The organism is Pseudacidovorax intermedius (assembly GCF_003350475.1).
Classification (GTDB): Bacteria; Pseudomonadota; Gammaproteobacteria; order Burkholderiales; family Burkholderiaceae_C; genus Xenophilus; species Xenophilus intermedius.
The window spans coordinates 105,020-117,629 of record NZ_QQAV01000006.1 but is presented as its reverse complement, the minus strand read 5'-3'; the positions used below and the strand labels follow the sequence as shown (position 1 = coordinate 117,629).

General features: G+C 70.5%; 8 protein-coding genes. 4 read left to right on the top strand and 4 right to left on the bottom strand.

The annotated features are described in order from the left end of the window. Window positions 1-17: 17 nt before the first annotated feature. From DFR41_RS16120 to DFR41_RS16110, 3 genes are read right to left on the bottom strand one after another with little or no spacing between them, the layout of a single operon-like run. A complete protein-coding gene (locus tag DFR41_RS16120; protein WP_114803459.1) occupies window positions 18-1,001 on the bottom strand; it encodes a tripartite tricarboxylate transporter substrate-binding protein in 984 nt (327 codons plus the stop codon). Between the two features lie 57 nt (window positions 1,002-1,058). Beyond that, window positions 1,059-2,453, bottom strand: coding sequence for an alpha/beta hydrolase family protein (locus tag DFR41_RS16115; protein WP_114803458.1), 1,395 nt, complete (start codon window positions 2,451-2,453; stop codon window positions 1,059-1,061). Then, window positions 2,453-5,191 (bottom strand): tannase/feruloyl esterase family alpha/beta hydrolase, encoded by a 2,739-nt coding sequence (locus DFR41_RS16110; RefSeq protein WP_114803457.1) that lies wholly within the window; start codon window positions 5,189-5,191, stop codon window positions 2,453-2,455. The genes DFR41_RS16115 and DFR41_RS16110 overlap by 1 nt, the downstream gene beginning before the upstream one ends. A 129-nt stretch (window positions 5,192-5,320) precedes the next feature. Between DFR41_RS16110 and DFR41_RS16105 the strand changes: the two genes are divergently transcribed. Then, complete coding sequence (locus DFR41_RS16105; protein ID WP_114803456.1) at window positions 5,321-6,295, top strand: LysR family transcriptional regulator; 975 nt, start codon at window positions 5,321-5,323, stop codon at window positions 6,293-6,295. Continuing rightward, window positions 6,292-7,365, top strand: coding sequence for a Bug family tripartite tricarboxylate transporter substrate binding protein (locus tag DFR41_RS16100; RefSeq protein WP_244917774.1), 1,074 nt, complete (start codon window positions 6,292-6,294; stop codon window positions 7,363-7,365). Before DFR41_RS16105 ends, DFR41_RS16100 begins: the two co-directional genes overlap by 4 nt. A 29-nt stretch (window positions 7,366-7,394) precedes the next feature. On the opposite strand, the gene DFR41_RS16095 is transcribed toward DFR41_RS16100, so the two are convergent. Next, the gene (locus DFR41_RS16095) at window positions 7,395-8,105 is read right to left on the bottom strand and encodes a TetR/AcrR family transcriptional regulator (RefSeq protein WP_114803455.1); all 711 of its coding nucleotides are present in this window, start codon (window positions 8,103-8,105) and stop codon (window positions 7,395-7,397) included. Window positions 8,106-8,251: 146 nt separating this feature from the next. On the opposite strand from DFR41_RS16095, the gene DFR41_RS16090 reads away from it, so the two are divergent. Next, window positions 8,252-9,433 (top strand): efflux RND transporter periplasmic adaptor subunit, encoded by a 1,182-nt coding sequence (locus DFR41_RS16090; protein ID WP_114803454.1) that lies wholly within the window; start codon window positions 8,252-8,254, stop codon window positions 9,431-9,433. A gap of 15 nt (window positions 9,434-9,448) precedes the next feature. Further along, entirely contained in the window at window positions 9,449-12,610 is a 3,162-nt protein-coding gene (locus DFR41_RS16085) for an efflux RND transporter permease subunit (RefSeq protein ID WP_114803453.1), read from the top strand.

Below are 12,610 nucleotides of genomic sequence, written 5' to 3'. Positions count from 1 at the left end.
TTGCGGGCGGTTTGCGATCAGTCGGCGTACACGCCGGCTTCCTTGATCACGGGGCCGAAGCGGGCCACTTCAGCCTGCACGAACTTCTTGTGCTCGGCCGGGTCGCTGCGCTTGTCGCTCACCACCACCGCCCCCAGGGCTTCCTCGCGACGGATGAAGTCCGGGTCCTTCAGCGCGGTCTTGAGCGCGTCGTTGAGCTTCTTGAGCACCGGCGCCGGCGTGCCCTTGGGCGCGTACAGGCCGTGCCAGATCGTCACCTGGAAGTTCTTCAGGCCCTGCTCGTCCAGGGTCGGGATGTCCTTGAGCGCCGGGGTGTTCACCCGTTTGAGCGTGGTCACGCCATAGGCTTTGACCTTCTTGGCCTCGATCTGGCCCGTGGTGTTGGTGGTCTGGTCGCACAGCAGGTCGATCTGGCCGCCCATCAGGTCGGCGATGGCCGGCGCGGTGCCCTTGTAGGGCACGGTGGTCATCTCGGCCTTCAGCGCGCTCTGGAACAGCAGGCCGCACAGGTGCGAGGCCGAGCCGATGCCGGCGTTGCCCAGGTTGACCTTGCCCTTGTTGCTGGCGATCCAGGCCTGCAGCTCCTTGAAGTTGTTGGCTTCGAGTTGCGGCTTGCCGATCAGCGTCATGGGCACGTCGTTGATCATGCCCAGGTATTCGAAGTCGGTTTCCCAGTTGTAGCTGAGCTTGCGATAGAGCACCGGCGTGGTGGCCATGCCGACGTGGGTGACCAGCAGGGTCAAGCCGTCGTTCTTGGCGCGGGCCACCTTGGCGTTGCCGATGGTGCTGCCGGCGCCGGCGGTGTTGTCCACCACGATGGTGGCGCCCAGGGCCTTCTGCATGGCCTCGGCCAGGTCGCGGGCCACCTTGTCGGTCGGGCCGCCGGCCGCGAAGGGCACGACGAAGGTGATGGTCTTGCCATCGGGGAAGTCGGCGGCCTGTGTGCCGAGGGCGAATGAGGCGGCCGCTGCCGCGGCGGCAAGGCGGAAGATGGGGGTCATGGTCGAGTCTCCTGATGTCAATGCGGATGCTGTGAATGGCGGCAGGCCATGCGCACCTCAGCGCGGCGGCACGCGCGCCTCGATGGCCTGGGGCCGCCAGTCGGGCAGCAGGTGGCAGCCCGGCTTGCCGGCCGTGCCGTAGCGCGGCTCCAGCCGGCGGCAGGCCTCGGCCAGCCCTGCGGGCGTGGGCTTGTCGCCGCGGTCGATCCAGGCGAGCAGCGCATCGAACAGGGCCGGGTATTCCGGGTCGCTCAGGTAGCTGTGCTCGCGCTCGTCGGCGAAGGTCTGCACCAGGTTCCCTTCGGTGCCTGCGGCGGTGCGGATGCGGCGGTAGGCATCCTCCAGCTCGACGAAGGCTGTCGGGTCGTGGATGGCATGCATCGTCACCGTGGGCAGCGAGGTGCGGCCGTTGGGCAGGCTGTCCGCCGCCAGGGCGCCCTGGGCCTGCGGGTCGGCCGCGTAGCGCAGCACACCAGCGTTGAGGGCCTCGGCCTCGCCGGGCGGCGCGTCGTAGCGCACGCCGATATTGCCGAAAGGATTGCGCCCGCCCAGCCGCTTCTGCGTCAGGTCCTGGAACAGCCAGGTGGCCCAGTTGAGGTGGGCGACCAGCGTCCGCTCGGGGATCTTCACGGCCGTCAGGATGGTCTTGAGATGGGCCGCCTGCGCGGGCGAGCGCTGCGCCGCGGGCAGGCCAACGCCCGTGCAGTCGCGCACGCGCTGCGCGAGGTCCTGGCGCGTGAGTGTGGAATCCAGCGGCAGGCCCTGCCACAGCGGGTACTGCGGCTCCGAAGGCAGCGGATGGTTGCGGCAGACGTACTGGTAGACGACCCGCAGGTCCAGGCGGAAGTCGTAGGCCGTGTTGCCGCCGCCCAGCACGCCGCTGGTCAGCACCAGGCCGTCATAGGGGCTCTTGAGGCCGACGGTCGGTGCATAGAGTTCGGCCGCCTTCGAGGCCACGCCGCCGCCGTAGCTCTGGCCGTGCAGCAGCGTGCGCCGCGGCTGGCCGAAGCGCGTCACGAAGATGTGGCGCAGGCGCTCGGTGTCCTCGGCGGCCAGGGTCACGCCGTAGCCGCCGCGGCGGTAGGTGGAACCGGCCCAGGCATAGCCGGCCTTCACCGTGATGGCCCAGCGGGTCAGGTCCTCCTCGCTGCGCGAGAGCTGGGGCGGGCCGGTCTCGGGCCCGCCGTGCGCATGCATCACGAGCACGCGGTTCCAGTCCTTGGGGATGGCGATCCAGTAGAAGGCGCCAGCGCCGTCGGCGCCGGTGTAGCAACGCGCGTCCTGCGGCACGGCCTTGGGGCAGGTGGCGGGCGACGGGCCGCTGGCAGCGCCCGGGCGCATCGCGGCTTCCTCGGCAGGACGTGCCGCGGCGGGGGCGGCCACGGCGACCAGGCTCGCGCCGCCGAGCGCCGCCAGCACCAGGGCCGGGCGGATGAGCGAGAAATGGGACATCAGTGACGGACTCCAAGTTCGAGCGCCGCATTCGCGCCGGGGTCGGCGACGAAGGCGAAGACGCCGCTGTTGTAGATCAGCTTGCCCGGCCGGCCGGTGCCGGCCGTGGCCACGCCGGGCACGGGTGTGTCGAAGACCATCGTGGCGCTCGCGCTGCCCAGCTGCAGGCTGGTGCCGGCGATGGCGGCATCGCGGTTGTCGCCATTGCTGCTGGCGGCGATGTAGCTGCCGTCGGCGGTGCCGGCGATCAGGCTCTGCTGCGTGGCATGCACGCGCATGCCCACGTTGCCCGAGGCATCGCGCACCAGGTGCAGCGGCACCGCGGCGCCGCCCACCAGGCCGATCACCATCGAGCCCGAGAGCGTGCCGCCCGTGGTGGTGGCACCGCCGGTCGGCGAGGTGGTGTAGACGTCGAAGGCGCCGCGCGTGGTGTTGAAGGCGAGGTAGCCCTTCTCGGTCTGCGTGCAGTTGGCGTCGTAGACCATGAAGCCGCCGGTGGTGGCGTCGCGGCAATACTGGAAGGTGCCCGCATTGCGCAGGCGCACCGCACCCGCATAGCCCGTCGCCGCGCCGCTGCCGGCCTGCTGCACGCCCGCCGCGTTGGAGATGGCCGCCACCGGGTTGAACACGGTGGGCGTGGCGCGGTTGTCGAAGGTGGTCTGGAAGGCCACCAGCGACGCGAAGCCGCCGCCCGCTGCCCGCGTCACGCCACCCGACAGCACGCCGCCCGGCGCGAAGGTGAACAGCGCCCCGCCCTCCCCGCTCGTGTAGCTGCACTGGCCCTGCGGCACCAGCGTGCCGCTGCGCTGCGTGCCAACGGCGCGCTGGCTGCTGGCGTCGATGGTGACGGTGTAGCCCAGCGTGGCCGGGTCGATCTGCACCCGCAGTTCCTCGCCCGCCATGTTGCCGCCCTTGTAGGTGGTGGCCGATGCAGGCAGGTACTGGCAGGCCAGCGGGTCGCCCACCTCGGTCACGCAGCTGTAGTTGACGGCCGCATCCAGGCTGCCGCTGCCGCGGTACTTGGGCCAGGCGGGGAACTGGCACAGCGGCCGGGTGCGCCCGTAAGTGCCTGCAACGGTGTCCATGGCCACGGGCGTGGCGGGGGCCAAGCCCTTCTCCACCCAGGCCTCCAGCGCGCTGAGCGAATCCCAGCCCGGAATGAAGACGCCCGTGCCATGGCCCATGCCGGGCACGGTGTAGAAGCGCAGGCTTTGCACCGCCGACGCGGCGCCCACCGTGGCCACCACGCGGTTGTAGTAGTCGATGGTGGAGTTGGGGCTGATCACCTCGTCGGCCAGGCCGTGCAGCATGATCAGCTTGCCGCCGTGCGCGAAGAAGGGCGCCAGGTTGGCATCGGTGGCGTCGGTCAGGGCCGAGACGGTGGTCACGCGCGAGGTGAAGGCGCCGGGCGCCAGCGGGTCGAAGGTGAGCGTGTCGAAGGCCGCATCGCGGGTGACGAAGAACTTCACCCACTGGTCACCCGTGACGTACATGTTGGCATCCGCCGAAGTGGCCGGATTGCCCGGCACGGCCCGCGTGCCCAGGTCGCGCGTGGTGTACGGGCCCGCCACCAGCGCGCCTTCGAGCAGGTTGTAGCCGCCGGCCCGCGTCACGCCATTGGCCAGCGTGTAGCTGCTGAAGTCCAGCGGCGATTCGATGGTGCGGACGGTGGCCAGTTGCGCGTCCGACAGGCAGCTGTCGCCCGCGTCCGTGCCGCCCGGGCAGCGCAGCGAGGCCAGGATGGCGCTGTTGAGCTGGCGGCAGCTTTCCACGTTGCTCACGATGCTGTCGGCTGCGCCGTCGAGCCGGTCGCAGGCCTGCAGCACCGTGCGCTGCACCAGCAGCGTCTTGGCCACGTTCATCCAGCCCGCGCCACCGTTGGCGTAGAGCGCCCGGCCCACGGCCACGTTCGACAGCCGCGTGCCGCTGTAGTTGAGCGCCGGCTCGTTGGCGATCACGCCGTCGTAGTCGGCCGGCCAGCGCTGGATGTAGGCCAGCGCATCGCGCCCGCCGGTGGAGGTGCCGAGGAAGTAGGCCTTCGTCGGCTTGCGGCCGTAATAGGCCAGCACCAGCGCCTGGGCCACGTCGCGCGTCTTCTTGAGCGTGAGGCCGCCGTAGTTGGCAAGCTGCTCGTCGTTGGTCGCAAAGCGGCCGTCGGTGATGCTGCTGGACTGGTGGCCGGAGTCGTCGCCATAGGTGGCGTAACCCATGGCCAGCGGCGCGGCCTGGTCGGGCGGGCCGAAGCGCACGGGCTCGGTGCCGTCGATCAGCCGGCCGTTGAAGCCGCCGCCGCCGAACTGGATGGTCTTGCCGTTCCAGGCCAGCGGCAGGTTGACGGCGAACTGGATGGCCTGGGCCGAGGCGTCGACCGGCTGGATGCTGCCGCGCACCTGGCAGTAGTCGCCCAGGGTGTTGGCCGGATCGCTGGCCGACACGGCCACGGCCGTGGCGACCGTGGCGCCGCCGGTGGGCAGCGCGATCGCACTGGCGGGCAGGCTGCGACCGGCCAGCGCCGCGCAGTCGACCGTGGGCGCGGCGGGCGGCGGGCTGGCCGGCGCGGGCGTGTCGTCCGGCGCCGGTGCCGCGGCCGGCGGCGAGGACGGCAGGAAGGCGGACCCGCCCCCACCGCCACCACCGTCCCCGCAGGCGGCCAGCATCAGGCCGAGGCCGATGGCCGCGCCCCAGGTGCGGGGGCGCGGCGGAAGCGCGAAAGCGGTGCGGGGGCCCTGGGGCTGCATGGTGATCGGTCTCCTGGATGGCGGCTCGGACGCGGGGCCGCTCTGGTTGAAAGAAATGCGGGCGCACGATAGGCAGGGCCTGAATGGGGGTCAAATAAAATAATCCTGCACTTTCGATACGAAAAAGATATGGAGACACGCGCGCTGCGCTACTTCCTGGCCGTCGCCCAGACGGGCCACATGACGCGGGCGGCCGAGCAGTTGGGCATCCAGCAGCCGCCGCTCTCGGTGCAGATCAAGGCGCTGGAACGGCGGCTGGGCATGGCCCTGTTCCGCCGCCATCCGCGGGGCGTTGCGCTCACCGACGCCGGCCGCGCCTTCCAGGCCGAGGCCGAGCGCCTGATGCAGGACATGGCCGCCATGGAGGCAAGGATGGCCCGGCTGGCCCGCGGCGAGGCGGGGGTGCTGTCGGTGGGCTTCACCAGCTCCGCGGCGGCGCATCGGTTCGTGCCGCAGGCGCTGCGCGCCTTCCGCCGCCAGTACCCCGGCGTGGAACTGAAGATCAGCGAGAACAACGCCGCCGACCTCACCGAGGCGCTGGCCGCCGGCCGGCTGCATGGCGGCCTGCTGCGGGTGCCGGTGGCCGCCCCGCCGGGCCTGGTCTTCGAGACCCTGCTGCGCGAGCCGGTCCTGGCCGCCCTGCCCATCGAGCATCCGCTGGCGGCGGGACGGCCACCCGGCCGCGCCCTGTCGCTGGCCGCGCTGTGCGGCGAGCCGCTGATCCTGGTGCGCCGGGCCGGTGCGCCCGGCCTCTATGCCGACCTGCTCTCGCTGGCCCTTGCGCGCGGCCTGCGGCCGCGGGTGGTGGCCGAGGTCGACCGCATGATGAGCAACCTGAACCTGGTCGCCGCGGGCGTCGGGCTGTCGGTGGTGCCTGCTTCGATGGAGGGCGTGCATGCCCATGCCATCGCCTACCTGCCGCTGACGGACGCCGCGGCGCTCGATGCCCCGCTGACCCTGGTGTCGCGGGAGGACGAGGACAACCTGCCCGCGCAGCGCTTCACGGCGCTGGTTCGGGAACTGGCGGCGCAGGAGGCAACACCGTCCATGACCCCAGCGCCCGCGCGTGCGGCATCGCGGCGGACGAAGAAGGCGGCACCATGAGCGTCCGCCCGGCCACTCCACAGGATGCCCGCGCCGCCGTCGATGACGAGCGCGACCCGGCCGATGCCGGCCGTGGCCTGCCCCGCCGCGCCTTCGCTGCGGGCTTCGTCGCCGGCGCGCTCGGCCTCATCGGTGCGCCCCATTCCGCCCTGGCGGACAACATGCCTGACTGGCCCCGTCGTCCGTTGCGCCTCATCGTGGTCTACCCGCCCGGCGGCGTCAGCGACGGCATGGCGCGTGCCCTGGCTGAACCGCTGTCGCAGGCGCTGGGCGTGCCGGTGGTGGTCGACAACCGGGCCGGTGCCGGCGGCAGCGTGGGCCTGGCCCTGCTGTCCCGCGCGCCGGCCGACGGCCACACGCTGGCCTTCTCCGCCATCAGCCCGCTGACACTGCAGCCCCTGATCGGCGCCGTGCCCTACGAGCCGCTGCGTGCCTTCGCACCGGTGATCGGCGTGATGCACACGCCCGTGCTGGTGGTGGGCACACCGGCCTTCGCGGGCCAGGGCTTCGAGGCCCTGATCGCGCAGGCCCGGCAGTCCCCGGGCCGGCTACGCTGGGCCACCTCGGGCGTCGCCACCATCGGGCACCTGGTGCTGGCCCAGGTGCGCGCCGTCAGCGGCACGGCCATCGTGCACGTGCCCTACCACGGCGGCGGACCGCAGCTCACCGATGCCCTGGGCGGCCAGTTCGAGGTGCTGTCGACCAACGTGGCGGCGCAGCAGCTGCAGTACATCGCGGACGGCCGGCTGCAGGCGCTGGCCGTGGGCGCGCCGAGGCGCATCGACGCCCTGCCCGGTGTGCCCACGCTGGCCGAGCTGGGCTACCCGGAAGCCAACCGCGACTCGCTCTTCGGGTTGTTCGCGCCTGCGGGCACGCCCGCGCCCGTGGTGCAGCGCATCAACCAGGAGGTCGAGCGCCTGCTGCGGCAGGACGACACCCTGCGCCGCCGCCTGCGCGAGGCCCACAACCTGCCGGCCGGCGGCAGCGCCGAGGACTTCTTGCGCGAGATCGCCGCCGACCGGCGCCGCAACCGGGCGCTGGTGGCCGCCCGGCCTGCCGCCTTCGACTGAGAAGGTGAGCGACCCGCGCGCGACGCCGGTCAGCGACGCCGGGCCGGGACGGTGGCGCGCGGTGGAGGGAGCGGTTCGGCCGGCGTTGCCTGTGGGGCCGGTGCCGCTGGTGCCGGCGTTGAGGCAGTCCCCGGCGCGGGATTTCCATAGCCGTTGAGAAACGCATCGATGGCCCGCCGTGCATAGGCCCGCAACTGCGCCCGCGTCCACGCCTGCTCGAAGCCCAGCATCCGGGGCAGCATCGTCTCCGCATCGAGCAGCGCGCTCAGGTGCCGGGCGGCGATGAGCGGATCGGTCTGCCGCATGCTGCCGCGCTGCATGTGCAGCTCCAGGAAGGTCGCCAGCTCCTGCATCCCCTTTCGCGGCCCTTGCTCATAGAACTGGCGGCCCACATCGCTGCGGCCCGCCTCGGCAATCACGGCGCGTTGCGCCTGGACGGCCTCGGGCGAGCAGGCGGCGATGAGGAACTTCTCTCCATAGCGGCGCAGCGCCGGCTCGAACTCGTCGTCTTCCTTGCCGAGCGCGTCGAAGATCGGCTCGAAGTGCGACTCCGCTGCGGCGATGGTCACGGCCACGAAGAGCTCGTCCTTGGAGCTGAAGTAGCCGTACAGCGTGGCCTTCGAACTCGCGGCCCGGGCGGCGATGTCCCCCATCGAGGCGCCCTCGAACCCCTTCTCGCGGAAAACCTGCGATGCAGCCAGCAGCAGCATGTCTCGTTTGGCTTTGGTCTTGACCCTCAATTCGATTCCTTTTCCGAACTCACCCGTTCATTATTGGTTGACGAGCGAGGACCGTCAAACTACATTCCAGTCTTAACAGTACCGTACGGTACGGTATTGAAAACTGAACTTACGGCGGGTGCCGCGCTTCCATGGAGGAAAAAACGATGCGTCCCTCTCTCACATTCGTCTCGACCATTTCGGTCGCGCTGGCGTCCGCCTGCATCCTGGTCGCCTGCGGCAAGCCGCCGGGCGGCGCGCCGCCAGCCGCCGGCACGCCGGAGGTGGGCGTCATCACGCTGCAGCCGCAGCGCCTGGCCATCACCACCGAACTGCCGGGCCGCACCTCCGCCTCGCTGGTGGCGGACGTGCGCCCGCAGGTGGCGGGCATCGTCAAGGCGCGCAAGTTCCGCGAGGGCGGCGACGTCAAGGCCGGCGAGACGCTCTACCAGATCGACCCCGCCACTTACCAGGCCCAGTACGACGCCAACGTGGCGGCGCTGGCCAAGGCACGCGCCAGCCTGACCACCACCCGGCTCAAGGCGCAGCGCTACAAGGAGCTCGTGGCCATCAAGGCCGTGAGCCAGCAGGACTACGACGACGCGGCTGCCGCACTGGAACAGGGCGAGGCCGACGTGGCCTCGGCCAAGGCCAATGTCGAGACCAGTCGCATCAACCTGGCCTATGCCCGCATCGAGGCGCCGATCTCCGGCCGCATCGGCAAGTCGTCCGTGACGGCAGGCGCCCTGGTCACCGCCAACCAGTCGACGGCACTGGCGACGATCCAGCAGCTCGACCCGATCTATGTCGATGTGACGCAGTCCAGCGCCGCCTTGCTCCAGCTGCGCCAGGCCATGGCGCGCGGCGACCTGCAGACCGGCACGGCCGGCGCCGCACGCGTGCGGCTGCTGCTGGAGGACGGCAGCAGCTATCCGCTGGAAGGCAAGCTGGAGTTCTCCGACGTCACGGTCGACACCTCGACCGGCGCCATCACGCTGCGCGCCCTCTTCCCGAACCCGCAAGGCGTGCTGCTGCCCGGCATGTACGTGCGCGCCGTGCTCCAGCAGGGCGTGAAGAGCGATGCACTGACGGTGCCGCAGCAGGCGGTGGTGCGCGACGGCGGTGGCCGGCCGATGGTCTATGTGGTCGATGCGCAGCACAAGCTCCAGCGCCGCATGATCCAGACCGACCGCGAGGCCGGGGACCAGTGGATCGTCCGCTCGGGCCTGCAGGCCGGCGACGTGCTGGTGGTCGACGGGCTGCAGCGCGCGGCGCCCGGCGTCGAGGTCAAGACCACGCCGTGGACGGCTCCGCCCCCGCCCACCGCGACGACGGCTTCGGCCCGCTGATCCCCGGGAACCGCCATGTCACGCTTCTTCATCGACCGCCCCATCTTCGCGTGGGTGCTGGCGATCCTGGTCATGCTGGGCGGGCTGCTGTCCGTCTTTACGCTGCCCATCGCGCAGTACCCCAGCATCGCGCCGCCCGCGATCGCCATTGCCGCCAACTATCCCGGCGCCTCCGCCAAGACGGTGGAGGACACCGTCACCCAGGTCATCGAGCAGAAGATGAAGGGCCTGGACCGGTTGAGCTACATGAGCTCCACCAGCGACTCCACCGGCGCCGTCACCATCACCCTGACCTTCGAGAACGGCACCGATCCGGACACGGCCCAGGTGCAGGTTCAGAACAAGCTCTCGCTGGCCACGCCGCTGTTGCCGCAGGAGGTGCAGCAGCAGGGCGTGACGGTGTCCAAGGCCGTCACCAACTTCCTCACGGTGCTGGCCTTCACCTCCGAGGACGGCAGCATGACCGGCTCCGACCTGTCGGACTATGTCGCCGCCAACGTGCAGGACGCCATCAGCCGCGTGGAAGGCGTGGGCGACATCACGCTCTTCGGCTCGCAATACGCCATGCGCGTATGGCTCAACCCCGACAAGCTCGCGAGCTTCGGCCTCACGCCGCTGGACGTTCAGACCGCCATCCAGGCGCAGAACGCCCAGGTGTCCTCCGGCCAGATCGGTGGGCTGCCGGCCGCGGGCAACCAGCAGATCAATGCCACCATCACCTCGCAGACGCGCCTGAAGACGGCCGCCGAGTTCGAGGACGTGCTGCTGCGCACCCTGACCAACGGGGCGCAGGTGCGCCTGCGCGACGTCGCCCGCATCGAGTTGGGCAGCGAGTCCTACGCGTCCAGCGGGCGCTACAACGGCAAGCCGGCCGCGGGCCTGGCGATCAAGCTGGCCACCAATGCCAACGCCCTCGACACCATCAAGGCGGTCGACGCGCGCATGGCCGAGCTGGAGAAGTTCTTCCCGCCCGGCATGAAGGTGCAGAAGCCCTACGACACCACGCCCTTCGTGCGCATCTCCATCGAGGAGGTCGTCAAGACGCTGGTCGAGGCCGTGGTGCTGGTGTTCCTGGTGATGTACCTCTTCCTGCAGAACTTCCGGGCCACGCTGATCCCGACGATCGCGGTGCCGGTGGTGCTGCTGGGCACCTTCGGCGTGCTGGCGGCCTTCGGCTTCACCATCAACACGCTGACCATGTTCGCGATGGTGCTGGCCATCGGCCTGCTGGTGGACGACGCCATCGTGGTGGTCGAGAACGTCGAACGGGTCATGAGCGAGGAGCACCTGCCGCCCAAGGAGGCCGCGCGCAAGTCCATGGGGCAGATCACCGGGGCGCTGGTGGGCGTCGCGCTGGTGCTGGCGGCGGTGTTCGTGCCCATGGCCTTCTTCGGCGGCTCGGTGGGCGTGATCTATCGCCAGTTCTCCATCACCATCGTGTCGGCCATGACGCTGTCGGTGCTGGTGGCCATGGTGCTTACGCCCGCGCTGTGCGCCACGCTGCTCAAGCCCGTGGCCGGTGACCATGGGCTGGCCACCAAGGGCTTCTTCGGCTGGTTCAACCGCACGTTCGACCGCGGCCAGCGCCGCTACCAGGGCGTGGTGCGCCATGTGCTGAACAAGGGCTGGCGCTACATGGTCCTGTATGCGGTGCTGACCGCCGCCGTCATCGCCGTGTTCCTGAAGGTGCCGGTGGGCTTCCTGCCCGACGAGGACCAGGGCTCCGCCTTCGTGCTCGTGCAACTTCCGCCGGGCGCCACGAGCGCGCGCACGGACGAGGTGCTGCGCAAGGTCGAACACCATTTCCTGGTGGACCAGAAGGACGCGGTGGACGGCATCTTCTCCGTCAACGGCTTCAGCTTTGCGGGCAGCGGCCAGAACACCGGCATGGCCTTCGTCAAGTTCAGGCCCTGGGACGAGCGGCGCGGCGATGCGCTGAGCGTGGCGGGCGTGACGGCCAAGGCCAGCGCCTTCTTCAACACGCTGCGCGGCGCCCGCGTGTTCGCCTTCGCGCCGCCCGCGGTGGCGGAGCTGGGCAATGCGACAGGCTTCGACCTGATGCTGCAGGACCGAGCCAACCTGGGCCATGACGCGCTGATGAAGGCCCGAAACCAGCTGCTGGCCGAGCTGTCCGCCGACAAGCGCCTGGTGGCCGTGCGGCCCAACGGCCAGGAGGACGCGCCCGAGATGAAGCTCAGCATCGACCCGCAGCGGGCCGAGGCGCTGGGCCTGTCCATCGCCGACATCAACGCCACGCTGTCCACCGCCTGGGGCAGCAGCTACGTCAACGACTTCCTCGACCGCGGCCGGGTGAAGAAGGTGATGCTGCAGGCCGATGCGCCCTACCGCATGCAGCCCAGCGACATCGACCGCTGGTACGTGCGCAACGCGAGCGGCGCCATGGTGCCCTTCACCGCCTTCGCCACGGCCAGCTGGGCCAGCGGCTCTCCAAGGCTGGAGCGCTACAACGGCTTTCCCTCCGTGGAGATTCTGGGCATGGCCCTGCCGGGCACCGCGTCCAGCGGCGAGGCGCTGGCCATCGTCGAGCAGGCCGTGGCCAAGCTGCCGCCTGGCTTCGGCTACGAATGGACGGGCATCTCGCGCCAGGAGAAGGCGTCGAGCGGCCAGACCAGTCTGCTGTACGGGCTGTCGATCCTCTTCGTCTTCCTGTGCCTGGCGGCGCTGTACGAAAGCTGGGCGATCCCGCTGTCCGTGGTCATGGTGGTGCCGCTGGGCCTGCTGGGCACGCTGGTGGCGGCGCTGCTCACCTGGAAGATGAACGACGTCTACTTCCAGGTGGGCCTGCTGACCACCATCGGCCTGGCATCGAAGAACGCCATCCTGATCGTGGAGTTCGCCAAGGACCTGCATGCCCGCGGCGCCAGCCTCATGGAGTCGGCCCTGGAAGCCGCACGGCTGCGGCTGCGGCCCATCCTGATGACCTCGCTGGCCTTCATCCTGGGGGTGTTGCCGCTGGTGTTCGGCCACGGTGCCGGTGCCGGCGCGCAGAACGCGCTGGGCACGGCGGTGGTGGGCGGCATGGTCTCGGGCACCGTGCTTGCGATCCTCTTCGTGCCGCTGTTCTTCGTGGTGGTGCTGCGCGCGGTCGAACGCCGTGGCCCGCGCCATCCCTCCTCTGAACCCGTTGCCGGCACCCTGCCGGCCGAAGGAGCCTGA

What these genes read in the sequence shown, in the direction of transcription:
- DFR41_RS16100 (WP_244917774.1), top strand. Translation starts at nt 6,292, where the DNA reads ATGAGCGTCCGCCCGGCCACTCCACAGGATGCCCGCGCCGCCGTCGAT.
- DFR41_RS16105 (WP_114803456.1), top strand. Translation starts at nt 5,321, where the DNA reads ATGGAGACACGCGCGCTGCGCTACTTCCTGGCCGTCGCCCAGACGGGC.
- DFR41_RS16115 (WP_114803458.1), bottom strand. Translation starts at nt 2,453, where the DNA reads ATGTCCCATTTCTCGCTCATCCGCCCGGCCCTGGTGCTGGCGGCGCTC.
- DFR41_RS16120 (WP_114803459.1), bottom strand. Translation starts at nt 1,001, where the DNA reads ATGACCCCCATCTTCCGCCTTGCCGCCGCGGCAGCGGCCGCCTCATTC.
- DFR41_RS16110 (WP_114803457.1), bottom strand. Translation starts at nt 5,191, where the DNA reads ATGCAGCCCCAGGGCCCCCGCACCGCTTTCGCGCTTCCGCCGCGCCCC.
- DFR41_RS16090 (WP_114803454.1), top strand. Translation starts at nt 8,252, where the DNA reads ATGCGTCCCTCTCTCACATTCGTCTCGACCATTTCGGTCGCGCTGGCG.
- DFR41_RS16085 (WP_114803453.1), top strand. Translation starts at nt 9,449, where the DNA reads ATGTCACGCTTCTTCATCGACCGCCCCATCTTCGCGTGGGTGCTGGCG.